Raw genomic sequence first — 25,919 nt, 5'->3', positions numbered from 1 at the left:
TAGAGTTGGACCGCTAACCCAACCTATGTTAAATAACAATTAGCAAAAATCAGAGTGTAAAGACCGTATCTTATTAAAATGAAAATAGCTATATTGGTTCTTAAACATCTTCAGAGTCTGAAGTTTTATCTTCATTTTGCTCTATTTTTTGAACTTCAGTGGTGATATTAATTTCCGTAGTAGTCACTTCAATAATATTAGACTGATCTGATCGATTACTAGACATATCTTCAGACGCTGCTTCTAATACTTCAGCAACTTCTACCGTTTCTAAAGAATCTAAGGGAGATGGTTTTTTTTCGGTTACGGCTTTAATCTCTGGAACTTCTTTTGCGTCAGGAACAGTTTCTGCTTCAATCTTATTAAGAGTAGCAGATTTATCTTCAGAGCTAACTTCAGGTTGCTCAAGCTTTAGTAGAGTAGTCTCTGGCTCTGATGTAGAAGCTTTTTCTGAGCTTTCTGCGGTATCTGCTATTTTGTCTCGATTGACATCAACTACTGATGCTTCGGGTTGGGTATTTGGGATACTAGTTTCTGCTTTCTCTTGGGGTTGATCGCCTTCAAGAGCGGCTATTTGTTGAGGAACTTTTATCTGCCTGTTTGCCTCAGTTTTAGCTATTTTTGGCTGAGGGACGCTATCTGGAGCAGCTTTTTGTTCGGTAATTGGCTGTACTTCTGCAACAGGTTCGTTAGTAGGATTAGTTACTGTGGTATTTTGTGCTTCTTCTAAAATGTCGTCTAGTTTGGTATTAGTAATAGCAGCTTTTTGCTTGCTACCAAACAATCTGCCCAATACTCCTGATTTACTTTTATTACTGCTAGAGATTTTATTATTAGATTTCTGGGATCTGCTTTCTGGGGAAGTTGTCTCAGGAATAGCTATTTCTTGTTCTGTAACTTTAGCTGGAGTTGCAGTATTATAAGGTTCGACTGGCTGATATTTTGGTTCGCTGCGCTTTAGTAAACCGTTGACTTTTTGTAGCACAGAAAAATTATTGATGGCAGATGCCTTAGTAGGATTGGCGACTGCTTTTCTCAACTTGAGAGTTTGCCAACTGTATGAAACGATTAATACTGTGGCTGCTGCTTGTCCTAATAGTACAGCACCAGTAATGTTTCTAGCACAAAACCATAGCACCAACGCATAAAACAATCCTACTCCACTCCAGAGGAAGTCATCTCGGCGATGAATATCAGAAATTAAAAAAGCTGTTGAGAATAGAACTAAACTACTTAAGGTTACCGCGATCGCCAAGGCATATGACAGCATTTTTCTGACTCCATCTCTAATTTCTCTATATATTTTGCGACAAAAACTTAAGATCTTGTAGTAATTGCAGTATTTTGTAAAGGAGAGTGTTGAGATTGGTAGATAACTTTTCTCTGCTTCCCTTCTTTATATACTGTAGTTTATTAACTATTTATTGTGGCTCGTTGGAAATTAAATAGACTTTGGCAGACTCTTACTTACTTTGAAGTTATTCCTCTAATTAGTTCTTGGCGAAACATTTTCCAGTCTAATCAATCCAAAAATTATAATCAACAAACAACTATGACAATTCTAGTAGCTGGAGCAACGGGTGGAGTAGGTAAACGTGTAGTCAAAAATTTACTTGAGCAAAATTATCGTGTTAGAGCTTTAGTTAGAGATACAGCCAAAGCCCAAAATATGCTAGGAGATCGGGTAGAACTATTTGCAGCCGACATTACTATCCCAGAAACTCTCAAGCCAGAAATGATGCAGGGAGTAAGCGCAGTTATTTGCTGCACAGGCACAAAAGTTCAGCCAGTGGAAGGGGATACCCCAACGCGAGAGAAATACTACCAGGGAATTAAGTTTTACCTGCCTGAAGTAGTTGATACTCCAGAGTTAGTCGAATACGCAGGGATTAAAAATCTGGTCAAAGTTGTCTGGCAGCATATTTCACCTGCTACTGATAAAGTGCTGTTTGACTTTGCTAATCCCAACGCTGATATCAAAGAAGCTTGGGGTGCAATAGATGATGTGGTTATGGGAGGAGTCAGCCAGAGCAATATTCGACTGGCGGAGAATAAAGCCATCTTTTCCGGTATTGTCTCCACAGATAATAACGGCGGTTTTGCTTCGGTGCGTACTCGTAATTTCGAGCCACCTCTGGATTTATCTGATTATGAAGGCATAGAGTTAAAAGTGATTGGTGATGGTAAACGCTATAAGTTTATTACTCGCTGTGAAGGTAAATGGGATGGAGTGGGCTATTGTCATTCTTTTGACACAGTTTATAACTTCCCTACGACTATTCGTATTCCCTTTCAAGATTTAATCCCTGTCTTTCGCGCTAAAACCGTAACTGAAGCAAGTCAATTTGATGCTGCCAAAGTTTACTCCATGCAGTTGATGTTGAGTAAGTTTGAATATGATGGTGAACTAAATCCTAAATTTGAAGCGGGTTCGTTTAGCTTAGAGATTGAATATATCAAAGCTTATGGTGGTCAAGCAAAACCCCAATTCGTTCAGATAAGTTCAGCCGGTGTTACTCGCCCTAATCGTCCAGGAATTAACTTAGAAGAAGAACCGCCTGCAGTACGCATGAATGAGCAATTAGGAGGTATTTTAACCTGGAAACTAAGAGGCGAAGAAGCTATTAAAGCCAGTGGTTTGACCTATACAATTATTCGTCCCTGTGCTTTAACCGAACAACCAGGAGATAAGGTTTTAGTTGCTGAACAAGGAGACAATATCAGGGGACAAGTCAGCCGAGATGCGATCGCCCAGTTGTGTATTCAAGCACTAAATCTCCCCGCAGCAGTTAACAAGACTTTTGAAGTTAGAGAAGAACAGCAGGGTGTTACTGATTGGAAAAAATTGTTTAGTAACTTGCAAGCAGATACTTGAACTTTAAATTATTTGATTCAATTGACTGTTCTTTTTGCCTTCTTGTGTCTATCACTTTGCCTACCAATAATATCTCGTTTGCTTTAAGCTATCAAGGGTTCAGGGGCTAAAATCTGTCTACCAATCTTCTAGCAATTTTAGCTTTAAACCCCCCAAAAAATACCAAAAAAGCTCTGCTTATTGAGAATTAGGCACATTGATGAAATAAGCCTGACGCATAATACAGAGAGATGGCTATATTCAGTTTAAATATTCTTTTGCTGATGGACAAAGATGAGCTAGTTTACAAACTTCACACACAGGCTTACGAGCTTTACAAACTGCTCTACCGTGATAAATAGTGCGAATAGAATAGTTTTCCCATTCTGATTGGGGGAGCAAAGCCATAAGATCCTTTTCGATCTGAATTGGTTTATCAGATTTAGTTAATTCCCAGCGATTACTGAGGCGTTTAACATGGGTATCTACCGTTACCCCTTGAATATTGCTAAAGGCGTGAGCAGAGACAACATTGGCGGTTTTGCGGGCTACTCCTGGCAGTTTTAATAGCTGCTCCATATCACTAGGAACTTTGCCATCAAAGTCGGAGACAATCATTTGACAAGCACCCTGAATGTTTTTGGCTTTATGACGATAAAAGCCTGTAGAACGAATCAAAGCTTCTAATCGATCGCGATCGCCATTCGCTATGGCAATCGCATCAGGAAAGGTTGCAAATAAGGCAGGAGTTACTTTGTTTACCCGTTTATCTGTGCATTGTGCCGAAAGAATAGTTGCTACCAAAAGCTCTAGAGGAGTTTCATAATTTAGGCTACAGGTGGCATCGGGATACAGTTCTGTTAACAGAGAAAAGATAGAGTGCGATCGCTGTTTAAGAGCTTTACTAGGCGATTTACGCCTGATTTTGGTGGTTTTTTTGTTCTCTGTGTTAGTAGAAGCTTTATCAATGGACATTGAATTTAAGTAACGAGGGAAAAATATTAGAATCAGCCCTTTTAAGGTGTCTGTTTTTGGGTCTTATTATGTTTATTTAGTTGAGCAACATATATCGCTAACCCTGCTTTGCTAGCGGTCGGCATCGCTTGAAAAAGGAAAATTTCTAAATTTAACTTGACATTTAAGTCAATCGCTTTGCCCAGATTTAAATCGATTAAAAGCTTGCGTAATACCAGAATATAACAAAGTCAGCAGCAAGCGTTATGACTAACAACTAACTACTGACTAACAAAAGCTTATGAGCTTAAGGCTTATAGCAACGAACAGTATTACTATCGAGTTTCAAATATCAACCCGCAGCGTATTTTATTGAAACAGATTTTGGAAGAATGCCAGATTCATAGTATCTCTAACAATAATAAAAATACCTAGGCTAAGTAGCAAAACTAAACCAGTTTGCATAATGCCATTTTGCAGCTTACTGGGTAGAGGTTTTCCTGTAACTCCTTCAACGGTCAAAAATGCTAGCTGACCTCCATCTAAGGCAGGTAGAGGCAGAATATTAATAATCGCTAAGTTAATGCTAATCAACGCTCCAAACTGAAGTAAGTTTCCCAAGTCATTGCGGGCAAGTTCTGCACCCACTGCCACAATAGCTACTGGACCTGCTACCTGTTGAGCATTTTCACTAAAGTTACTAATTAATTGCCAAAAACCCTGGACTGTAAGCTGAATGATTCTTTGAAACTCATTAGCACCAGCGGTAAAGGCTTCAACGATATTTTTAGCACGACGACGCACAATATCTCCGTTAGGAGCAAGCATTACACCAATTCTACCTTTGCCATCTTGACCAATATTTGGCTTGACATCCACCGTAACAGTTTCAACATCTCTTTTGATCGAAAGCCGTAGAGATTTATCAGGAGAATTTTGAATTGCGGTTCTTAAATTTTCTAAAGCCTTTCCCGAATCGTCTAGTTCCAGATTATCTATTTTGAGAATAATATCCCCTGGTTTAACCCCTGCTTGAGCAGCAGCGGATTCGGCTTCGCTCAACAATTGTGGTACTAGTACCCCTGGTCTATAGTTAATGTCTTGAAAGCCAATAGTTGTCGCTTGAGCGACCAATAGAAAATAGGCAAAAATCAAGTTAGCAATTACACCAGCACTAATTACAATTGCTCTATCTAAAACAGGGCGATTACGTAGTAAATTAGGATCATCTAGAGGGATAGTGCTGTCTGGATCATCATCAGGAAATCCTACATAACCGCCAAGTGGAATAGCTCTGATGGCATATTCTGTTTCTGAACCTTGGTATTTTAAAAGAGTAGGTCCAAATCCGATTGAGAAGCGGTTAACTCTAATTTTTTGTAATCGTGCTGCTGCAAAGTGACCAAATTCGTGAACTACGATGAGTAGAAGCACTACTGAAATTGCTGCCAATACTGACATATTTAAAAAATATTACTTTTATTAAGTGTTTCGGTTCGATTTACTATTCTAGAACATTCTTCTACCCCTATTGGTTAAAAAAGGGAGCTTTAGCATGAGCAACAACTTGATTTGGCAACAGAATAGCAGCGATCGCAGCAACGGAGACAATCTAAAAGCTATCGCTAATTGGTGGTCTAATTTGGCAGGCAAAGAGATTAATTGGCAGCAGCGATTAATCCCTGCTAGTAATGATTTACAAGGAGTTGATTGGCAGCCACAGAAGTTTGATGAAACGTTTGTTTTGCAGACACCACAACTGAGGGGAATTACGCTTTTTTGGCGTAATGAAAAAATTGCAGACGAACGCAATATAACTCCTAGTAAACTACAGCTAGATTTAACCCAGCAACAGCTTTACATTTTTCCCCAATCTCAATCTCAGGTAGCGATCAAGATTAATGTACCAAAATTGATTTATCAAAAGCTTGATTTAGTAAATCCTCAAATCGCAGCAACAACCAAAGATGATGGCGGAATCATACTGCTGCGGGATGCAACACAAAAATTGGAGATTAAAGTTATCTTAGGCAGCGAACAATTAAATCAATTACTTAATCGCCTTAAAACAACAGACAATTAACAAATTTTGGAATCGGGTACTTGAGTTTTGTGTTCAAACTACTGCTATCATCGGCGATCGCTTTATGAAAAAATCATTGTAGATTTTTATTGGGTTTCCTTTTTTTATTTAACTTACAAGATTGGCGATCTGGTCAAGATCTTGCTACAAATCATTTTCGGTTAACTCAGCAATTTTCATCAAATCTTTATTTCCGTGAACAGGAATTGATAAAATTTTGTCTGCCCCAGTTTTTTCATAAACATGATGACTACCTGTAACTTTTCTCAAAACCCAGCCTTTTTTCTCAATTATTTTGCAAAGCTTTTTACCAGAAACCGACTTCACACTGCAACTTCAACAATTTGAGCATTGTTTTCAAGAGTATGACTATCATTTGCCACCTCAAGCCATGCCTGAATTGCATCTTTAAGATTGCTTTCTAGTTCTTCCATGGTATCCCCTTCAGTAATACAGCCTGGTAAAGCTGGAACTTCTGCCCAGTAACCTCCTTCCTCGGCTTGATAAACAATGGCTTTTATTTTCATGGATATAGGTTTTTTAAACTTTGTATTCTATTTTATCTTTTAATATGCCTTTAAAATGCGATCGCGCTTTGAGTTGGGATTAAATCACACACATTGATGAATGCTTAATTAATAATTAGGAAAAATTCTGTTATTTTTATTAACTATGCTGAATATCAATAGGCTTAAAGAACTAAATCAAGCTTTAGAAGAGAACCTTATTTCACAAGAGGAATACCAGGAATTAAAGAAAAGTATATTAAATCAATCCACACAAACACAAACAATACCTAACTATGATCTGAACCAAATATTAGGAATTAGTGGTTCAACTATTTTATTTTTAGGAATCTTTGCTCCCATAGTATCTGTTCCTATAGCATGAAATACGAATTTATCTAATACAGACTATAGTTTTCTTTTTATTGTTTTAATCACAGCTTCTTTAATTTGTAGCATAACAAAAAAATATAAGGTGCTTTGGGTTACAGGAATCACTTCTCTGGTAGTGCTAAAGATGTAATGATGAGTTGTAGTGATGTACGAAATACCAGATAGCACCTATGTGATTCTCTAGGGATTTAGAAAAGGATAAGGTTTTCCTAACTAGCCGAGATACCCGTTGTCTAAGTGTGTTGTTAAATCGTTCAATATAACTCGTTTGACCAGTCTCTTTTCCTACTGATCTATGTCGTTGACGGGGAAATACTGCCCCATAAGATGACCAGAAGTCAGTGTAAGCAACTGCACATTGACGATAGACCGAAGGTAACGAATCCCAGAGTTTTCTAGCTGCTAATTCATCGCGATCGCGCCTCATAAACTCCCACAATTTCCTTAGTATCTGCATCTAACCCTAACCAGACCCATTGTTTGTTGCCTTTATTATCTACAAATGACCAGAGTTCATCACCTTGAATAGTCAACTTTCCTTTTTTTTTGTGTTACTTGTATTGTTCTTGCTACCAGAGCATATTTATTATTGACGTATGTTTGTAGCCATCTCTCAGAAACCATTGCCACACGTGCAATACCAGCCAAGGAAATTCTTTCTAATAAGAGCCTGTCAATTAGCTCGCGCTTGTCTTGGCTAATCATGATTTTCTGAGGATTTTCAATAAATTGGCGCTCGCACTCATTACATTTAAATCTTTGTTTTCCGTTGTGAATGTGACCGTTTTTAACAGTTTCCTCAGAAGAACAATTTGGGCAAGTTGGCATTGGTCTAGCTTTTTAAATGTCAAGGCTCATTCTAGATCATTACTTCTGCAGGACTACCACTTCTCTTACTTTAATTACTTTAGTTACTATTAAAATTTTAAATATCTTAGAAACTAATATTCAACCTCAATGGGGAATAGCTGTAATTGCAATTGGCAGTAATTAATACTTTCAGCAGCATATCGACAACACAAGAAAAATACACAAGAAAAAATAATTAAGTCTATACGTAATGGTCTTGCTTATATATTACTTGTTTGTTCTATTAGCGCCTTATTCGATAAGATATCTGACCTGATAAGTGGCGATTTCTTCTTTTCAATGGAAGATACAGTCGCCGTTACTATTATAAGTGTTTTAGGTTACTTTTTACTGGCAATTGAAAAAAGAAATATCTCTTTTTTCACAAACGTTGTTTCTATCGTTATTGGTTGGCAATGTTTTTTATTATTACAATATAAAGAATTTTTAGTAGCTTTTATTTTTGTAGGAATCATATTAATTTTACAATATAAAAAACTTATACAGTTAAATCAATATTTAAATGGTAAAGCTAAAAAACAAAAATCAAATCAAAGAAGAATTTATAAAAAAAATTAATATTTAAGTAAGTCAATCTTAATATACTCCAAATACACTATGAATAATCAAACTTTATTTCTTCAGTTTCTTCATCCTGGGGCAGAACACGATCCAACGCCCAAAAATAGTAATTCAATCTCTTGGAATACTAAAAACCATAAGCGTAAATTTATTAAAGACCCTGGGCAATATTTAGAAAACAACATCTGTAAAGATAGCGATTTAGTTTTTTGGGGAGAATGGGAACCACAATCTAATGTTCTTCAAAACTTAACTCAGATTGATAATACCTATCCTAAATATCTTTATCAACCTTACTACTCAATTCTCTCAAATGAACAAGGTTTACAAAATACAGATCCGTTTGTTTTTGGCGATCAATTTCATTATGTTTGTTGTCAACAAATTAGAAAAAGTTTAAGGTTTCTTGACAGAGGATCTGTTATTTTATTTGGCTCCTGTATCAATAAGCAGTTTGTATTAGATACTGTCTTTGTAGTAGATAGTTATCACGATATTAAATCATTATCGCAAGTAAAAAAGCTGGTTTCTCCTACATATCAAGATGTAACTATTTCTAGAATTTTTAATAATATCTGTAACATAAAATCTCAAAACAGTTGCACTCAGACCATATCTAGTTGCACTCAGACTATATCTAACCGTTTATATTTCGGAGCAACTTATGATAAACCTGTCAATGGAATGTTTTTTTTTTTCCTTGTTTACCCTATCAAAAAAATATGACCGCTGGATTTCCTCGTCCTGTGATTGAAATTGAGGATGTAATTACAGATACAGCGGTTTGCAGGTTTAAGAGGGACAGTAGCAGCAGTGAGCGAACCAGTTACGCAAATGTTTAGGATTAATTAAATCCATCGCTATTTTAATCAGCATATCGACCCTTTTGGAAGTCCTGGGAGAAAATTGTCTCAGGAAAGCCTTGAGTTGTGACCACCAATGTTCAATTGGATTAAATTCGGGAGAGTATGGAGACAGGTACAAAATCTTCGCGACCACTGCTTCAATTAAAGGTGCAATAGCTTCTACTTTATGTGCAGGCAAATTGTCCATCACCACCACTGCTCCTTTCCATAGCTGAGGCACTAAACACCTAGAAACATAAACCTCAAACGCAGCCGCAGCCATTGAATCATTAAGCGTCATTACTGCTAGTATTTTAGACTCGCTGATTGCGCCGATAACACTTACCTTGCTACCTCGAGCAAACGGTTTGTAGTCATAGGCTCTCTCACGCCCGTGCAGCGCGAGCATGAGTTCTCATCAATCCGAGTAAAACACCCATTTCATCTAAAAACACGAGGTTTTGGGGATCTACATTTTTAACTTTTGCCCAATACTCTGCTCTTAGAAGCTGGACGCGCTCACGAATTGCTTGGCTGGAGCGAAGTGTTTTTTTTGAGTGGTAATTTTAATCTCTGAAATGTCCGACACATCGTACTTTGACTTACCCATAGTCCCGTCTCATCAAAAAGTAGCTCACAGTATTCTGCTAAAGTCGCATCAGTCTGTTTTTTAAAGATGGCTATCAGCTCGGCTTTATATTTCCGAACAGGACTTACCATCGACCCGCCCTGCTTCCCTGGCAGGATATGCCCTTTTGTCCGCTTCTGAGTAATCAATCTTTGGACACAGTTTTTGCTCACACCGAAGCGTAGCGCAACTTTTCTCACCGAGCTATCACCTTTCTCGATCGCACTAACTATCTTCTCTCGTAAATCTACAGAATAAGGCTTCATTTGTTACCTATTTTTATAACACTTTATTGTCCCCTATTTAGATGCAAATCGCTGTAATCATGCACAAGGAATCAAATACAATCATCTTAATTATCCTAAAAATATTCAAACTAATCAAAAACTTTGGGGGCAAGTAAGAAATCAGGTAGAAAAAGCAAATTTGAAATTAGGCATTTACACTGAATTGCCACCAAGTAAATAAAGACTTTGATGCACTTACTCTTCAAGCTAGTTAAAAACTCACATTCCACAGATAAATTTTGTCGTTTAATAATTTTTGGATAAATTAGTCAACCTCCGCGCTAATGCTAACGGAGTGGTAGCAAATAGAAGAATAAAGCGATCTCGTAATTTATACAATCGCTTCTACTTGTTAAAGCTGCTCACTCCTCTTAATTTTCTTTTGAATTGCTGCATCAACCATCTGCCTACTTCTGTATGGTTAGTGTTTCTACTTCGTTGTAGTGCTTCAGTTAAAATATCTAATTTTAATCCTGTCAAAACCTGAGACTCAGCAATTCTTTTGCTACCGCCATTTTCTATAGCAAAAGCAATTACTTTGATATTTTGTATATCTATTACCCAGTATTCAGCAACCTGCAAATCTTCATACAACAACCTTTTCCTTCCCAAGTCATCAGACAAAGATGTATTAGAAACTTCAATGACTAAATCTGGTACAGGATACTCATCTAAATTAACTATTCCTACCCCCAAGGAACAGCACTAGCTTTATCTTTTAGGTAATAGGATAAATCGGGTTGAAATTGTCTTAAGCCAGCTTGACGATAACTACAATTGTCTTTCCCTGTTAAAGGAATGCCTCGAAGAGTAGCATAAAGATAAACTGCATGATTAATGATGCAGTGATCTTGAGAATGTTCGTTACCGATAGGCGTTATTTCAATTCTATATTGACCATTGTGATAATAGCCTTTGGCTTTTTCGCCAGCAGGATGTTCAATATTTTCAATGTATTCATCCCAAGTGGCAGTTATCCAACTATCGGTTATGAGTTGTTCAACGGTAGCAACCATAATTGATTTCAAGATCCACAGTATTATTTTAAATTGTAGTAAGTTGGGCAAATCAACAACAATCTACTGTCTACTATCTAAATCAACTACTCAATTGCCTTAAAACAATAGACAATTAATAAGTTAATCATCAACAATAGCTAATGAATGAATTTTGGGATCGGGTACTTGACTTTTGCGTTCAAACTACTGCTACGATCGGCGATCGCCTGATGAAAGATTTTGGTAAAATCCAGGCAAGTCAAAAAGAAGATGGTAGTTTAGTTACCCAAGCCGATCGGTGGTCAGATCAGCAAATTAGAGATGCGATCGCGCTTACTTTTCCCGAACATGGAGTTTTAACTGAAGAAACCATGCACATATTTCCTGAAAACGATTGGTGCTGGATAGTTGACCCAATTGACGGCACAACTAACTTTACTCGCGGTTTGCCTATTTGGGCAATTTCTCTAGGGCTATTTTATCAAGGAAACCCTGTATTTGGCTTTGTCTATGTACCACCCTTAAAACAAACGTTTCATGGCTATTGGTATGGTGATTCAGGATTAACTGGTTATACAGGTGCATACCTAAATAATCAGCCCATATATACTCGCACCGATGACCCTAGTGGCAGCCAACTATTTAATCTTTGCGCCCGTAGTAAAGCTATTTTTAAAAATCCTTTTCCCTGCAAAATCCGAATGCTCGGTGTCGCCAGCTATAACTTACTTTTAGTAGCTTCAGGGGTGGCAATTGGTGGGGTAGAAGCCACCCCGAAAATTTGGGATATTGCTGCGGTGTGGACAATTATCAAAGCTGCTGGCGGAGATTTTGTATTTTTAGGAGATAGTTCAATCTTTCCTCTCCAGGCTGGTCAGAACTATGGCAAAGTTTCTATCCCTAGCTTAGGGCTATCCCGCAGGGAACTAATCCCCACCTTCAAGCCTTTGGTAGAGTGCGTATTGAACTAACCCGACTGTCAATCAAAGATTAGAGAGCGGGCATCTTTTCCCTCGGTGGGGCAGTTTTGAGCAAGGAAGCCTGCTGGCGTTTAGCCAGCTTAGGCAAGTCTTGCTTACGTAAGGTAAGTCCCAGATTAGTTTAGCCGAGTTTTCATTACGCCGTTGCCTTTTCGCCCGCTCTGACCTATCTAACCTTAAAGTATTCTATGCGAACAGGATTTAGTATCAAAGATGCTTAATGTGAAACCGTTGCTAGTTTCACGACTCATATGGCAGCTAAGATTGCCTCTTATACCTTGCGTCTTCTTCTACGACTTCAGTTTGAAATTGATGTTCAAACATTCCAATCTGTAGCTCTTTACTAAAATTTAATTCACATCAGACGTTTAATAGCGAAGTTAATCATCAAAACGAATAATATCATCATCTCCTAGGTATTCGCCGTTTTGCACTTCAATCATTACTAAAGGAATTACTCCAGGGTTTTCGACTCGATGGGCAGTATTCATGGGTACATAGGTAGATTGATTCTGCATTACTAAAGTTTCTTTGCCATCACAAATCACTTTAGCCGTACCTGAAACTACAATCCAATGCTCACTTCGATGATAGTGCATTTGGGTACTCATGTGTTCTCCAGGTTTAATTTCAATGCGATTAATACAATACCTTTCCCCTGCATCTAAAGGCTCAACTGAACCATAAGGAGGAGTACGGGTTTCATTGTCCGATGGCGGTAAAGTATCTTTGCTACTGCTATTACTGTTTGTGTCGCTCATAGTAAATTTTAGATTTCACTCTTTATCTAATAGTTTAAGTTAATTTTTTAAATCAATAGTTCCGACAGTTTTTAACAAAAGCTCGCAAAGCCTAATTTATCGTTGATTATTTTAGTCGAGAGTAAGACTAAAATACCTATTTTTCGTTACCTATTAAATTTTGTCCGAACCATTATTAAACACAAGGCGATTAACAGCTAAAGTTTTTTAGCCTGATAAGTATAAAAATTACCCAAAATGCCAACTGTTTCAAGATGATAAGTAGGAAAAGGAGAAGGTAAAGGTAAATCTGCTTGATAAATACTAAAAAGTAAAAAATTCTGACGTTTTGTTTGTTGACTAACAATTTGAGTTAAATAAGGACTAGCGGTATTAACTACTACATGACATTGACCTTCTAGCCATACTCCCCAATCTTCCATCACCTGAGCGCAAACTTTGTCTTTAAAACGTGTTTTAAATGTAGCCTCAGCATATTTCTGATAGCCTTTCTCTCCTGGATTAGTTATAAAAGCGATCGCACTCAATCCTATGATAATAATTCCCACAACACCACTAATTCTAGAGCTTGCCATGTAATTTAAACGTGATTTCTCTCTAATTTTAAACCCTCTAATTTTAAACTATGGTATTTAAATGTTGATTGGTGATGATATAATAAAATAACTGTATGAATGGCGGGCGTAGCCAAGTGGTTAAGGCAGTGGATTGTGATTCCACCATTCGTGGGTTCAAGTCCCATCGTTCGCCCTCACTTTTGAATAGTGTAAGCACACCTGAATATTCGCTAAAAAGTAACTATGGGTAAAAGTAGACCAGCCTAAACGGGCAACCTTCTCGTCTATAGCCTGCTTAAGCTCCCAGAACTTAATTGCACTCTGCTTTCTCTGAATATTAATCTACTTTTCGATGTTATTTTTAAAATTAAATAACGTAATATCTTTATAATAGTTTGGGCAGTTTTTGACAAAAGCTCGGAAAGCTTAATTTATCGTTGATTATTTCAGTCGAGAGTAAGGCTAAAATACTTACTTTGTGTTGCCTATTAAATTTTGTCTAAACCATTGATTTTTAGAGTTATAAAGTAAAACTATTTAACAAATAAGCTGTGCGAAAAAAAGCAATCGAGAAGAAAAAAGCAGTATTAGCAGCAAATGAAACTTTTATTCCTACTATGCGCGAGTTGGCTCGTGCTTATCAAGCGTTTACTGATTATTCCGCTAAACATCTTAGAACTCTAGGTTTAACCACCTGTCAATTTGATGTAATCGCCACTTTAGGGAATACCGATGGTATGAATATGACTGACATTGCCTCAAAAACTTTAGTTACAAAGGGTACTCTTACAGGAATTATCGATCGCCTGGAAAAGAAAGGTTTCGTAACCAGAGAAGTTCCTCCTGATAATCGACGCAGCTTTATTATCGTCCTTACTCCTGAAGGTAAAGCAACCTTTGATACCGTATTTCCTGCTCATATTGCTCACCTTAAAGAAAGATTTGACCATCTATCGACCGAAGAGCTAGAACAGACTAGACAAGGATTAGAGGCTTTACGTCGATTGTTTTAAACTCAATTGTTTGCATCCAAACAATGTTGATGTTATCTTTTATTTAGTTTGCATTAGTACAATATGACATCAAACAAAATAAAATTATGAACAATCAATTTGTAAAAGTACGTTTGGAAGCAAAAACTCATTATATATGCGCCTGTGGACGGAGAAATAAACCATTTTGCGATGGCTCTCATGTCAAAACAAATATTCAACCTTTGGTATTGGAGCTATAACAGCCAAAAGAGATCGAAGTTTCTGACTCACCAACAAGCTAATAATTGTGAAACCAAAAGTCGTAATTATTCGACGCAGGATTTTCTGATATACAAGCAGCTAAAAATAAATGCAAATATTCTGATAGAGATAGTTTTGATCGATTGGACTGGGGATTATTTCATCAATGAACAAGCCGCGATCGCCTTATTTGTCCTTAGCAACTCAAAGCTGCTCTTGTTGATGAACGAATTCTTCTAAATCTTACTGTCACTAAAAGACGCTAATTTTTCGCCTTTTTGTTTGTATTCAAATAGTTTAATTACAAAGTAAATTACGCAACAATTATGAAACCAAGAATTAATGACATTCATAATCTAGAAGCACCAAACAATCGTAATAGCTTATTCGCTACTAGAAATCAATTTCCTCTCCTCGCCCGCATTTTAATGTCTACGATCTTTATTTGGTCGGGTATTGGCAAAATTATGAACATAGAGGTAATTTAAATGTCAAAATTTCCTGCCGTATTTGTTTCTCACGGTGCGCCCGATCTGTCATTGTATCCATCTCCTGGGCGCGCCTTTCTTTCAGGGCTTGGTGATAAGTTAGGCAAACCCCAAGCTATCCTGATGATTTCTGCTCATTGGGGTACATCACAGCCAATGGTTAGTAAAGTGGATCAGCCTGATACTATTCACGACTTCTGGGGATTTGATCCTAGACTAAATTCTTTAAAGTATCATGCTTCAGGCGCACCCGATTTAGCTCAAAGAGTTAATCAATTACTAAACCAAGCAGGTATTAAGAGTGGAGTTAGCGCAAGTCGTGGACTAGATCACGGAGCCTGGAATCCTTTAATGCTGATGTATCCCAATGCAGATATTCCCGTAACCCAACTATCAATCCAGCCTCGTTTAACACCCGAACACCATTTTCAAATAGGAAAGGCTCTATCTCATCTGAGAGAATCAGGGATATTAATTATAGCCAGCGGTTCAGTTACTCATAATTTGAGGGAGTTTGGCAAATATCCTATTGATGAACCTCCTCTGGACTGGGTAATAGAATTTAGTGATTGGTTATCTAAAACCATCTCTCAGGGAGATTTGGACGCTCTGCTTCGTTACCGTCAACTTGCTCCCCATGCTCGTAAAAATCATCCGACAGAAGAACACTTGCTACCGTTATTTGTTGCTTTGGGCGCGGGGAATGAAACTGATACGAGTGAGCTTCACTCTAGTTATACCTATGGTGTTGTGAGTATGGCTGCATACGCTTTCAATTAAATTTATTTACGCAGAAGAATATATGGCACTCGGTCAATTATTTAATGGAAAATGGGTCAAAGATTGGACTGAACAAGATGAAACAGGACAGTTCAAGCGAATGTCTACAAAGTTTCATCATTATATTACAGCTAATGGCTCCAGTAGTTTTAAAGCTGAACCAAATCAATATCACTATATATCTTTAGACTGTCCTTGGGCGCACCGCACAGTTATTTTGTGGCAGCTAAAGAAGTTAAACGATATTGTCGGCTTGTCTATTGTCGACTCCATTATCTCTAATGAAGGTTTGATGTCGAACCATGCGCGGGGGTCGCTTGTCCTTTTAACGACATACATCGTCGAAAAATAATGGGCGACACAAGGTCTTGAATTTATTTCAAGACACGCGCCCTCTCTTCCGTAGCCCTACTATACAGAACATTTTTCTCCTTATATCTCGCTAAAATCCCTTCAACAACGAGAAAGGCCTAAGTTTGCAAGACAAAACCGTTGCGGACGGCAGTTTTTGGGACAGAATACTCTGACCCAACCTCGACAGTTCCTTTAAGCGGGGGAACCCCGCCAACGGACTGTCTCGCAAAACACGCCTCGTCTATGACCCGTTGCGAGACACCCTCAACAGTCCTCTGCGGAGGGAAACCCTCCGCAGAGGCTGTTTCGCAAAACCGTTGCAGTGAGGCAGTTGCGTTGGGCGGGTTCCCCGACTTGAGCAAAGGCACGAACCCGAAGGGGGGTACCCCTTGGTTGTCGAGGGCGAGCAAAGTGTCGAAAAGGTTCCCCGACTTGAGCAAAGGCACGAACCCGAAGGGGGTTTCACCCCGTTGCGAGACAGTCCGTTGCGCGGGTTCCCCGCGTTGAAGGAACTGTCGAGGGTGAGGTACCTGCGGGGGTACCCCTTGGTTGTCGAGGTTGCCGCATCTGTTGTGCTTGCCTGCGTTGCCCCCGCGCACTTCCTCGTTCAAAAGTATTCTTCCCTCCAAATGATGACACGCCCTAATTTTTTACTGTTGTTTTGCTTAAATCAACAAACTGATTCATAAATTTGCGGTCAATATAGTCTTTAAGCCACCAAAACAAAGTAGATCGCCAACCAAAATCAGACCAAGATGCGATCGCCTGATGATCTCCTGTGCCAATCAAAGCCAAGTATTTTTCTTGAGGAACATAAGTCTGTAGGGATTTACCTGTAAGTATATTACGCCAGTTATCTACCAGAGGTTGTCCTTGACGCACCGCAAAGACTCCTGCTTTTGGACGTTTGTAGTTAATCATGGTAGCAATATCTCCCGCAGCAAAAACTTGAGGATGAGATATAGACTGAAGAGTATCTGTGACTAAAATAAAGCCTTGCTCATCGGTAGTCAGGTTTGATTCTTCGATCCAGTTAGGTGCAGTAGCTTGAGTTATCCAAAATACATGAGTGTACTTGATGCTTAATCCTGATTTGCAAATAACCTCATCTGGTAAAACTTCGACAACGCTTTCTTCTAGATGCAGCCTAATATTCCGTTGGCGAATAATTTTGGCTAGCTTATTGCTTACCCAATCACTATGACCAGTCAATAATTGCTTACCACGATGAACCAAATGAATGGCTAGATTATTTTGTCCCCCGTCTTGTAAACAAGTCTGCATATTTAAAGCCAACTCCACACCTCCCGCGCCACCGCCGACGATCACAATTGACAAAGATTTTTCGGGGTGAGATAAAGCTTCTTGTTTCAGTTTGTTCCAACAATCAAGGAATATAGGGACAGGTTTGGCGGGAATAGCGTAATCCTTGGCACCAGGGATGGTTATAGTTTGGGGAGTGCTGCCAATATCCAAGGACAAATAATCAAATTTAAGCTGATGATCTTCACAAATAACTTTATGGTTATCTACATCCAAACCAATTGCCCGATCTATAATCAACTTTGCACCAGCAAATTTAGCTAGACGACCCAAGTCAATATGGGTTTGATCGTAGCTATAAAAACCCGCTACATGACCAGGAAGCATCCCTGAATAGGGCGTTTTTTTGACATCACTAATCAAGGTTAAATCTATATCTGGCAAAGGATTTAGTCCCCATTGTTTTAAGGCGATCGCATGAGAATGACCACCACCTATTAAAACTAGTTTCTGATTCATCTAAAGTGGGTAATAGGGCTTATGCCTCAGAATCTGGTTGTAGACCTGCACCTACAGGGGCGATAGAATTTAACTTAAGCTCTGGTGTATCTTGTTCTATTTGGCGCAGATTCCATTCATTTTTGAACAGCAATACTGGTCTATCCCAGTTATCTTTAACAGAAATAGCATTAAAGATTCTGCCAGCTTTTTCCAGCGCATCCCAGCCACCATATACCCAACGAGCCACGCTATAGGGCAAAGGTTCAGTAGTAGTTTCGACATTGTACTCATTTTGCATCCGAAACTGAACTACTTCAATCTGCAACTGTCCCACCGCAGCTAAGATGGGGTCGCGTTTAAATTCATCAGTGGAATACATAATCTGTACTGCACCTTCTTCCTGTAATTCCTTGATGCCTTTTTGGAACTGTTTAAACTTGGAGGGGTTAGGATTTTTAAGATAGGCAAAGATCTCAGGCGAAAAACAGGGAATACCCTCGTATTCTATCTTCTTGCCATTATAAATCGTGTCGCCGATCGCAAATACCCCTGGATTATTAAGACCAATAATATCCCCTGGAAAAGCCTCATCTAAAGATTCTCTGTCTTGGGCAAATAGCTTTTGCGGACGGGACAGGCGCACAGTTTTGCCTGTACGAGCGTGCTGCACGGTCATGTCTTTTTCAAATTTTCCCGTACAGACACGCACAAACGCCACGCGATCGCGATGTTTGGGATCCATGTTTGCCTGAAGCTTAAAGACAAACCCCGTAAATTCTTCGTAGGTAGGCTCAACTACGCCAATAGATGACTTGTGGGACTCAGGCTGTTGAGCATATTCCAAAAATGCCTTCAGAAATAGCTCTACCCCAAAGTTGGTCATGGCACTACCAAAAAAGATCGGGGTCATTTTTCCTGCATGAACTTTTTCTAGATCAAAGTCTGCACCAACTTCGTCTAGTATTTCAAGTTCTTCTTTTAGCTGATAATAAAGCTCTTGGTCTAGGTATTCTTCAATGCGCGGATCTCCTAGCTCGATTACCGTATCCTGTGCTGCTTTGCTACCGTGAGAGCGACGTTCAAACAGGTGAATTTTGCGCTCACGACGGTCAAATACTCCCTGAAAGCGATCGCCCATGCCAATGGGCCAATTTACCGCATAAGTCTTTAGACCTAATTCTTGCTCAATCTCATCAATAAGCTCAAAAGCATCTCTGCCTGGACGATCTAGCTTATTGATAAAAGTAAAGATGGGGAGCGATCGCAACTGACAAACTTCAAACAGCTTACGAGTTTGTGGCTCAAGACCTTTAGCAGCATCAATCAGCATTACGGAATTATCCGCAGCAGCCAGAGTACGATAGGTATCTTCACTAAAGTCTTGGTGTCCAGGAGTATCTAACAAATTTATTTGAAAGTTATCGTAGATAAACTGCAACACTGTCGAGGTAATCGAAATACCCCTTTGCTGTTCCATTTCCATCCAGTCAGAAGTAACCTTACGCTGTTCTCGTCGGGCTTTTACCGCCCCTGCCTCATGAATTGCACCCCCGTAAAGCAGGAGTTTTTCAGTCAAGGTAGTTTTTCCCGCGTCAGGGTGGGAAATAATGGCAAAATTACGACGACTGGATACAGCCTGTTCGATTTCTGTCTGGAGTTGAGGGGGCATGGAATACTTTTAGCAACAGTTGTTATGAGTATTATATCTCTTGTCCAGTTTCATATATTGATCGAGGACTTAATATTGGTTAGATTTAGTCAGGTTTTCACCTAAATAAACACTTCATCACACCAGCTACCATGTAAACCATAAGGAACATGATGTTTAAGGTGTAATAATGCCACAGGCTCTTGTGCTAAATTTTCTCCATCTAAAATTGCCAAAGTCGAACGGTGTTTGCTGCCGTCATAAACTAAAGTTAATACCCAGCCAGCATCTTCCTTTTCGGCATTGGGTTTAGGCACAAAAATTGGTTCACTGACAAAACCACTAGGAGCAAAAGAATGTAGCTGACGCTCTTTTGTATGTAAATCCAACTTAAGAATTGCCTGTAGGGGTGCATTACGCCCTGTATCGCTAGGTGCAGCACCAATATACAAATACTGATAGTTTCGACCAACCTTATCTGGGTTGTGGGTAGGAAATTCGCAACAGCGACTTTCTAACATCTGACGCTCAACCGAACCGTCTTCTAGGTTTAAGGTAAATCGCCATAGCTGTCCTGGATCTAAACCCTCAAAGTCTACTGCTTTATAGTCAGAATTGGGCTGTACCTGAGGCAAGGTTTGATAGGTAATAGAATCAACATAAACTTTGCTGTCTTGTTCAAAAGCATTGGCGTGATGGAAAACAAAACCAGATTCAACGCTAAAGGTTTTAACTTCTTTATTACTAGGATCGCGAGCAATCAAAATGACGTTAGTTGGCTTATCTGGCTGAAACTGAACACATTCTCCTGCACCACGCATTCCTAATAGGAAGGGCAGAGGATTAAAGCTGACAGGGTTTTGGAAAAAGATGGCATACTGGGGCGTGATCATAAAGTCGTGAATAAAAGAGAAGCCTGCAATGCTATGGGAATGACGACGTAATAGCTTCCCGCTAGGAGCAAATTCAAACAAAGTAATCTTACTAGAAAGCCCTGGATCGACTCGAAAATTGACCAAACAGGGTGCGCCGTCATCTAAATCGCAGCTAGGATCTACCCAAGGATGTGCCGCAAAAGCATCTCCTGGTTCTAGCACACCATCCAGATATTCTAATCCTATAGTTTCTAAGGTTTTTGGATTTAGGCGGTGAGGTTCTGCTGCTTCCCAAAGAGCAAGAAGTTTACCACCCCAGTAAATTACTCCAGTGTTGGCAATATTTTTTAACTTAATGTCGAAGAGATTATTAAAAAATCCTCCAGGTTTTGGTGTGCCAAACACACCTCGATAAAGAATTTTACCTGCTTCTTGTTCCTTTACATAAGCTTCAGTTCTGATAAAACGGTTACGATAATATACCTTTCCATCTTTGAAAGAGAAGGCGCTGATCATTCCGTCTCCATCAAAAGGATGATGAATCGCCGAACCACCAATGTCTAATAATCCAGGTCCATTGCGAAACAGTGTTCCCATCAAGTCTGGGGGAATATTGCCTTCTACATCGGTAATTTCATACTCATATTCATTTGGCTGAGAGTCGTAACCCCGTTTCCATTCTTCGGTGTTGTATGGACTATTGGCTGTTTGGGGAATGGTGTTGGTCATTGTATGGTTATTTCTGGCTAGTCACAAATATTTTAGCTAAGTTTTAATCTGGCAACATAAAATCTAAGGCGATCGCTGTTTGCTCCATGTTGCTATTATTCGCGCTTAGGAAAAAGTTTTAGTTATATATCACGAATTGATTAAGTCATAAACCCTTATAATTGCTTTTTAATTCTTATAATTAAAGGGTTACAAAAGAGGTCTAACTATAATAGTTTAACTCGATTATCAAAATATTTGATCTTATAGTTTAGAGATTTCGCCAACTCTAAACCTTGTTGAAAATATTGTTTAGCTTGAGATTTTTGATTTAACTGAAGATATATTTTACCTAAAGTATCGTAAGTATTAATTAAGCCATAGTAACTGTAGGTTTGTTGTTGAACTTTAAGTAATTTAGTATAAGTTGCGATCGCCTTATCTGTATTTTTGCTTTGTTGGTATGTCTGTGCCAATTTTGTTAAAGCATCATTAGCTATGGCAAACTGCTGAAGTTTAGATGCCGTTTCAAATGCCCGCTCGTAAGCATTTATTGCCTTATCTCGTTTTTTTAAGGTTTTATAGTCATCGGCGATCGCCATTGTCAAAGCAGGTATTTTATCAAGTTTTTGAGCAGCAGTATATTGTTTAATCAGACGTTCTTTAATGGCGATCGCTTTATTTGCTTGCTCAGTGCGATCATAGATATACATTAAAGTATTCAAATAAAAATCAACTTTCTGAGTAGGTTTAGATCCTTGATCGGCTAAGACTAATAATTCTTGGTAAACATCAGCAGCATTAAGATAATCAAATCTCGCTAAATATAATTTACCTAATGTCTTTAAGTTATTTTGTTCAGCAACTAAATTATCTGCCTTTCTACTATTAGTTAAAATTTGCTGGTAAATAGCTATTTCTTGATCTATATATCGCACCTGTTGATAAGCAGTAGCAAAATTATCTAATAGACTAGGAGATAATAATTTTTCTGTAGTTAATTCCTCTTGAATAGCAATTAAACGTTCAGCAATATTACGTACATCAGTGCCACGAGTTTCTTGCCAGGCGATCGCGCCTACATCTCCCAATGCTTTGATTTCTGTCTTTGAATCGACTGCACGAGCTAATTTTAGCTGGCGATACCAAAGTTTAAAAGCTTTATTCCCATTGCCTTGTGACAATTCTGCTTTTGCAGTTTGATCGAGTTTGGCTATGGCTTCTTTAATTCGATATTTTTCAAAGGAAGTCAATTCTCGCTGACCATAACCAGCAGGAATTAAAGGATCATTAGGATTAATTTTCACTTCTAAAGGATTAGTTTGTTGTTGAGCCAACATTCTTTCTTGAACCGAAAAAATATTCAAAATTCCCAACAACAAAGCTATAAATACTATCTTCGAGCTATTCACTTATTCCTTTAAAGGTAGCTGTTCTACCGATAACTTGATTCATAATTTGTAAGTAGTTATATTTAATTAATAAAAGAAATTTTAAGAGTTAAATTACACAAAATTCAACCAGCTAAATACATCTTCAACTTTTGTTTGCCAGTTTTGTAGAACATCTAAAACAGGTAGCATATCTTGCTTTTCCTTTACATCTGGCAATTGGTTTGGTTGAAAAACTGTAATTGATTCATCATCAGGATCGATGAGATAGCCTAATTTTGAGCCATTTTTAAGAGAAAATATAATTTTGCGGATAACTTGGTTTGCCGATTGTTCGAGGGAAAGAATTTCAATTATCCAATCGGGGGCTATTTCAAATCTATTAGCAATCCGACCCTTTTCATCTACAGGAATTTTTTGCCATTCAAACACAGCTATGTCTGGAACTATAGACCGACCAGCAAAAGTACAGCGCAACTCTGTTAATGCTAATGCTAACTTTTGAGGTTCTCCTGCTTGATTAATAGAAGTAGATAAGCAAGTTTGTAATCGGCTATGTTTTCCCTGGGGCATCGGTTTTTGATAAATTTTTCCATCAATATATTCACTTGCTGGTTTAGTTTCTGGTAAATTTAAAAACTCCTCCAGGGTGGGTATTGGATTCGACCGAAGTAATGTCATCAATAAACCTCTTGCATAAATATTTTTTTAATAAAAAACCTTAAATCGGTGGGCAAAAATTATTTTATTGAATACTACTATCTAATTTCTAGTATTTGCCCACCCTACAAAACTGTTGTTCTAAACATACGGATAAATCCCCGTGATAATTTCATCTGCTTTCAGTTTGCCAATTTTTTCTCCCGTACTACTTTTATCAGCTAGTTTGAGACTATTAACAGGTAAAACTAATCGGCGATTAATATTGGTGGTCAAGGTAATATTTTTCCTGCCTTTAGTGGAGATAATCCCTGCTAGCATATCCTCTTTGGTCGTAAATTGAATTGCCTGAGTTCCAATATCGCCGCGATTACCTAACCTAAGAGTATTAATCTGAATGCGTTTACCAAATCCTAGCTGAGAAATTACGGCGATTTGATCGTTAGATCTAACCGCACAAGAACCAGCCAAGCTTTCTTTGAGTCTGAGACGCATCACCCGATTTCCCTGAGCATTTCGTCCCATAATGGGAATTTGCACATCGTCAACGGGTAACCGTAAAATACGGCCTCCTGTAGTGGCAATCACAACCTCTTGTTCTGCTTCGGTAAAAAAGAAATATTTGAGAATATCTTTTTCTTTCAGCTTGACTAAGACTAAGCCCCGATTGCCCAAAGCATCCAATTCACTGGCATCCAAGCGTTTGATTATCCCGGTTTCCGTTAGTAATACTAAATCGAGATTATTGTGTTTTTCGGGCAAGAAAAAATGAGCTACCGTATGCTTAGCATCTCTTTGGGCTGCGGAGGAAAGCAGTTCGACTGCGGGTAATTCGGTAGTTTCCAAACTAGACGGAATTTCGCCTGTAGGGACAGGATATATTTTGCCACTATCGGTAACTACGATTAACTTATCGCGATCGCCAATTGGTTCTTCATACAAAATAAAATCTTCATCTTGCTTAAAAATACTTGCTTCGCTATCTTTGGTCGGATTTTCCCAATAGATACACCCAGAATTAGTTACCTTCAGTTTTGCTTTGACAGAGCGTTCAAAAGTCAGGGTAGGAGATACGCTTAAAGCAGGATCTTTGGTTGTCTTTTTCTTTTCGGTAGTTTTTTTGGGAGTAGCTGCTGGCTTAACTTCTTCATTGACAGCTACGTTTACAATGCGGGTACGACGTTCATCGCTAAACTTTCGCTTGAGAGAACGTAATTCCTTTTTAAGCGACTTCATCAACTCATTGCGATCGCCTAGTACCGTATTTAAATTGCCAATACGCTCTTGTAAATCTTCTAGTTCAGTTTCTAGCTTTTGTTTTTCTAAACCTGTCAGACGACGCATGGGCATTGCTAAAATTGAATCTCCTTGGGTTGGAGAAAGGTCTAACTCTTCCTGGAGACGTATTTTCGCTGTCGTGCCGTCAGGAGCGTGACGTAGAATCTCAATTACCGCATCAATCTGGTTTAAAGCTAGTAATAAACCCTCTACCAAATGCAGCCGTTGTTCAGCCTCTTCTAATTCGTGTCCATACTGTCTTCTCAGAGTCTGTTCGCGAAATTTCAAGAACTCCTCTAAAACACTGCGTAAAGGTAGCTGAATTGGCTTATTATCCACCAATGCCAGCATAATTGTCCCAAAATTGCTCTGCAAAGCCGTTTGGCGATAAAGTTGATGCAGAACTTTGGGGGCGGTAATATCTTTTTTGATTTCAATGACTACTCGCATTCCACTGCGATCGCTTTCATCGCGAATATCAGAAATCCCCTCAATTCTTCCCTGGTTAACCAGATCGGCAACTTTTTCGATCCAGCCTGCTTTATTTACCTGATAGGGCAACTCTGTAATTACCAGAGCTTTCTTTTCTCTACGCCGTTTCTTGCCTGTAGCTATCTTTTCAATTTGAGCAATTCCCCGCATCTTAATGATGCCTCTACCTGTGCGATAAGCATCCTGAATCCCTTGGACTTCAACAATTTCTCCTCCTGTGGGGAAATCAGGACCAGGTATTAACTCCCAAAGCTTTTCGTCAGTTATAGTCGGGCGATCGATTAAAGCAATCAAACCATCGACTATTTCTCCCAGGTTATGAGGAGGAATATTAGTCGCCATCCCTACCGCAATACCTGAGCAACCATTGAGAAGTAAAATTGGTAGTTGAACAGGTAAAACGACAGGTTCGGTTTGGGAATTGTCAAAGTTATTGCTAAAGTTAACCGTAGCTTCGCCAATCTCGGTCAGCATTGCCTCAAAAGCCACAGGCGCAAGTCTGGTTTCGGTGTAGCGCATGGCAGCAGGCGGATCATTATCCACTGAGCCAAAGTTACCATGACCATCTAGCAGAGGATAACGAGTAGAAAAGCTTTGTACCAAACGCACCAAGGCATCATAAACCGACTGATCGCCGTGGGGATGATATTTTCCCAAAACATCTCCCACCACGCGAGCGCACTTACGAAAGGGACGGTCTGGAGTTAATCCCAACTCATACATCGCATACAGAATGCGCCTATGTACGGGTTTTAGTCCATCTCTCACGTCAGGTAAGGCTCTGCCGACAATGACGCTCATGGCGTATTCGAGATACGATCTCTCCATTTCTTGGTGAAGAGGAGTAGGAATGATTTGACCACTTCCTAGTAAGTTAAGCTGCTGTGCCATTCAAAAGATCTCCAAGAGTTAAAGGAAATATGCCAAAAAGATAATCGAGACTTGGGAAAATAAATGCTGAGAGTATAA

28 protein-coding genes, 1 tRNA gene and 1 pseudogene are annotated in these 25,919 nt (G+C 38.9%); 12 read left to right on the top strand and 18 right to left on the bottom strand.

Translation table 11 applies throughout. From position 1 onward, the window contains the following. Positions 1-100: 100 nt before the first annotated feature. On the bottom strand, positions 101-1,270 hold the full coding sequence (locus tag SLP02_RS17390; protein WP_319422003.1) for a Ycf66 family protein: 1,170 nt from the start codon (positions 1,268-1,270) through the stop codon (positions 101-103). Positions 1,271-1,552: 282 nt separating this feature from the next. On the opposite strand from SLP02_RS17390, the gene SLP02_RS17385 reads away from it, so the two are divergent. Next, positions 1,553-2,875: a CIA30 family protein gene (locus tag SLP02_RS17385; protein ID WP_319422002.1), complete on the top strand. Its 1,323-nt coding sequence runs from the start codon at positions 1,553-1,555 to the stop codon at positions 2,873-2,875. A 240-nt stretch (positions 2,876-3,115) separates the two neighbouring features. On the opposite strand, the gene nth is transcribed toward SLP02_RS17385, so the two are convergent. Then, complete coding sequence (gene nth, locus SLP02_RS17380; protein WP_319422001.1) at positions 3,116-3,829, bottom strand: endonuclease III; 714 nt, start codon at positions 3,827-3,829, stop codon at positions 3,116-3,118. Between the two features lie 348 nt (positions 3,830-4,177). Then, positions 4,178-5,269 (bottom strand): RIP metalloprotease RseP, encoded by a 1,092-nt coding sequence (gene rseP, locus SLP02_RS17375; RefSeq protein WP_319422000.1) that lies wholly within the window; start codon positions 5,267-5,269, stop codon positions 4,178-4,180. Between the two features lie 94 nt (positions 5,270-5,363). Here rseP and SLP02_RS17370 point away from each other — a divergent pair, with 94 nt between their 5' ends. Further along, positions 5,364-5,891: a hypothetical protein gene (locus tag SLP02_RS17370; RefSeq protein ID WP_319421999.1), complete on the top strand. Its 528-nt coding sequence runs from the start codon at positions 5,364-5,366 to the stop codon at positions 5,889-5,891. 144 nt (positions 5,892-6,035) lie between these two features. On the opposite strand, the gene SLP02_RS17365 is transcribed toward SLP02_RS17370, so the two are convergent. Together SLP02_RS17365 and SLP02_RS17360 are read right to left on the bottom strand one after the other, a co-directional pair. Next, positions 6,036-6,218: a type II toxin-antitoxin system HicA family toxin gene (locus SLP02_RS17365; RefSeq protein WP_319421998.1), complete on the bottom strand. Its 183-nt coding sequence runs from the start codon at positions 6,216-6,218 to the stop codon at positions 6,036-6,038. After that, positions 6,215-6,418, bottom strand: coding sequence for a type II toxin-antitoxin system HicB family antitoxin (locus tag SLP02_RS17360; RefSeq protein WP_319421997.1), 204 nt, complete (start codon positions 6,416-6,418; stop codon positions 6,215-6,217). Before SLP02_RS17360 ends, SLP02_RS17365 begins: the two co-directional genes overlap by 4 nt. A gap of 145 nt (positions 6,419-6,563) precedes the next feature. On the opposite strand from SLP02_RS17360, the gene SLP02_RS17355 reads away from it, so the two are divergent. Further along, the gene (locus SLP02_RS17355; protein ID WP_319421996.1) at positions 6,564-6,782 is read left to right on the top strand and encodes an SHOCT domain-containing protein; all 219 of its coding nucleotides are present in this window, start codon (positions 6,564-6,566) and stop codon (positions 6,780-6,782) included. 126 nt (positions 6,783-6,908) lie between these two features. Here SLP02_RS17355 and SLP02_RS17350 read toward each other — a convergent pair. Then, positions 6,909-7,618 (bottom strand): annotated as a pseudogene (locus tag SLP02_RS17350) (IS1 family transposase). Positions 7,619-7,939: 321 nt separating this feature from the next. Between SLP02_RS17350 and SLP02_RS17345 the strand changes: the two are divergent. Both SLP02_RS17345 and SLP02_RS17340 read left to right on the top strand, forming a co-directional pair. After that, positions 7,940-8,218, top strand: a complete 279-nt coding sequence (locus SLP02_RS17345) for a hypothetical protein (protein WP_319421995.1) — start codon at positions 7,940-7,942, stop codon at positions 8,216-8,218. A 39-nt stretch (positions 8,219-8,257) separates the two neighbouring features. Continuing rightward, complete coding sequence (locus SLP02_RS17340) at positions 8,258-8,947, top strand: hypothetical protein (protein ID WP_319421994.1); 690 nt, start codon at positions 8,258-8,260, stop codon at positions 8,945-8,947. 66 nt (positions 8,948-9,013) lie between these two features. Here SLP02_RS17340 and SLP02_RS17335 read toward each other — a convergent pair whose 3' ends face one another. The 4 genes from SLP02_RS17335 to SLP02_RS17320 all read right to left on the bottom strand — a co-directional run bounded on the left by SLP02_RS17335 (position 9,014) and on the right by SLP02_RS17320 (position 10,997). Continuing rightward, entirely contained in the window at positions 9,014-9,475 is a 462-nt protein-coding gene (locus SLP02_RS17335) for a transposase (protein WP_319419762.1), read from the bottom strand. A gap of 110 nt (positions 9,476-9,585) precedes the next feature. After that, positions 9,586-9,960, bottom strand: a complete 375-nt coding sequence (locus SLP02_RS17330) for a helix-turn-helix domain-containing protein (RefSeq protein ID WP_319419761.1) — start codon at positions 9,958-9,960, stop codon at positions 9,586-9,588. Positions 9,961-10,326: 366 nt separating this feature from the next. Then, complete coding sequence (locus tag SLP02_RS17325) at positions 10,327-10,677, bottom strand: Uma2 family endonuclease (protein WP_319421993.1); 351 nt, start codon at positions 10,675-10,677, stop codon at positions 10,327-10,329. Further along, entirely contained in the window at positions 10,668-10,997 is a 330-nt protein-coding gene (locus SLP02_RS17320; protein WP_319421992.1) for a Uma2 family endonuclease, read from the bottom strand. The genes SLP02_RS17325 and SLP02_RS17320 overlap by 10 nt, the downstream gene beginning before the upstream one ends. A gap of 143 nt (positions 10,998-11,140) precedes the next feature. Between SLP02_RS17320 and SLP02_RS17315 the strand changes: the two genes are divergently transcribed. Beyond that, complete coding sequence (locus tag SLP02_RS17315; protein ID WP_319421991.1) at positions 11,141-11,950, top strand: inositol monophosphatase family protein; 810 nt, start codon at positions 11,141-11,143, stop codon at positions 11,948-11,950. Positions 11,951-12,339: 389 nt separating this feature from the next. Here SLP02_RS17315 and SLP02_RS17310 read toward each other — a convergent pair whose 3' ends face one another. Then, positions 12,340-12,720 (bottom strand): cupin domain-containing protein, encoded by a 381-nt coding sequence (locus SLP02_RS17310; protein ID WP_319421990.1) that lies wholly within the window; start codon positions 12,718-12,720, stop codon positions 12,340-12,342. A gap of 197 nt (positions 12,721-12,917) precedes the next feature. Next, positions 12,918-13,295, bottom strand: a complete 378-nt coding sequence (locus SLP02_RS17305) for a DUF4359 domain-containing protein (protein ID WP_319421989.1) — start codon at positions 13,293-13,295, stop codon at positions 12,918-12,920. Between the two features lie 102 nt (positions 13,296-13,397). On the opposite strand from SLP02_RS17305, the gene SLP02_RS17300 reads away from it, so the two are divergent. The 6 genes from SLP02_RS17300 (at position 13,398) to SLP02_RS17275 (ending at position 16,132) form a co-directional block, all read left to right on the top strand. After that, positions 13,398-13,470: transfer RNA gene (locus SLP02_RS17300), tRNA-His, on the top strand. A gap of 358 nt (positions 13,471-13,828) precedes the next feature. Next, the gene (locus SLP02_RS17295) at positions 13,829-14,290 is read left to right on the top strand and encodes a MarR family winged helix-turn-helix transcriptional regulator (protein ID WP_319421988.1); all 462 of its coding nucleotides are present in this window, start codon (positions 13,829-13,831) and stop codon (positions 14,288-14,290) included. A gap of 86 nt (positions 14,291-14,376) precedes the next feature. Next, positions 14,377-14,511, top strand: coding sequence for a CDGSH iron-sulfur domain-containing protein (locus SLP02_RS17290; protein ID WP_319421987.1), 135 nt, complete (start codon positions 14,377-14,379; stop codon positions 14,509-14,511). Positions 14,512-14,838: 327 nt separating this feature from the next. Beyond that, entirely contained in the window at positions 14,839-15,000 is a 162-nt protein-coding gene (locus SLP02_RS17285) for a hypothetical protein (protein WP_319421986.1), read from the top strand. Continuing rightward, positions 15,001-15,780 carry a DODA-type extradiol aromatic ring-opening family dioxygenase gene (locus SLP02_RS17280; protein WP_319421985.1) on the top strand — a complete coding sequence of 260 codons (780 nt, stop codon included), beginning with the start codon at positions 15,001-15,003 and terminating at the stop codon, positions 15,778-15,780. Positions 15,781-15,802: 22 nt separating this feature from the next. Further along, the gene (locus tag SLP02_RS17275; RefSeq protein ID WP_319421984.1) at positions 15,803-16,132 is read left to right on the top strand and encodes a glutathione S-transferase family protein; all 330 of its coding nucleotides are present in this window, start codon (positions 15,803-15,805) and stop codon (positions 16,130-16,132) included. 644 nt (positions 16,133-16,776) lie between these two features. Here the strand turns inward: SLP02_RS17275 and SLP02_RS17270 are convergent. The 6 genes from SLP02_RS17270 to SLP02_RS17245 all read right to left on the bottom strand — a co-directional run bounded on the left by SLP02_RS17270 (position 16,777) and on the right by SLP02_RS17245 (position 25,841). Then, a complete protein-coding gene (locus SLP02_RS17270) occupies positions 16,777-17,916 on the bottom strand; it encodes an FAD-dependent oxidoreductase (RefSeq protein ID WP_319421983.1) in 1,140 nt (379 codons plus the stop codon). Positions 17,917-17,935: 19 nt separating this feature from the next. After that, a complete protein-coding gene (gene prfC, locus SLP02_RS17265) occupies positions 17,936-19,567 on the bottom strand; it encodes a peptide chain release factor 3 (protein ID WP_319421982.1) in 1,632 nt (543 codons plus the stop codon). 101 nt (positions 19,568-19,668) lie between these two features. Beyond that, complete coding sequence (locus tag SLP02_RS17260) at positions 19,669-21,150, bottom strand: carotenoid oxygenase family protein (RefSeq protein ID WP_319421981.1); 1,482 nt, start codon at positions 21,148-21,150, stop codon at positions 19,669-19,671. A gap of 206 nt (positions 21,151-21,356) precedes the next feature. Next, positions 21,357-22,496: a tetratricopeptide repeat protein gene (locus SLP02_RS17255; RefSeq protein WP_319421980.1), complete on the bottom strand. Its 1,140-nt coding sequence runs from the start codon at positions 22,494-22,496 to the stop codon at positions 21,357-21,359. Positions 22,497-22,634: 138 nt separating this feature from the next. After that, a complete protein-coding gene (locus tag SLP02_RS17250) occupies positions 22,635-23,201 on the bottom strand; it encodes a Uma2 family endonuclease (RefSeq protein WP_319421979.1) in 567 nt (188 codons plus the stop codon). 120 nt (positions 23,202-23,321) lie between these two features. Next, positions 23,322-25,841 carry a DNA gyrase/topoisomerase IV subunit A gene (locus SLP02_RS17245; protein WP_319421978.1) on the bottom strand — a complete coding sequence of 840 codons (2,520 nt, stop codon included), beginning with the start codon at positions 25,839-25,841 and terminating at the stop codon, positions 23,322-23,324. Positions 25,842-25,919: the final 78 nt, after the last annotated feature.

Source organism: Pleurocapsa sp. FMAR1, from assembly GCF_963665995.1.
GTDB lineage: Bacteria > Cyanobacteriota > Cyanobacteriia > Cyanobacteriales > Xenococcaceae > Waterburya.
Note: the sequence above shows the minus strand (reverse complement) of the source record. Positions and strands in the feature narration are given on the sequence as shown.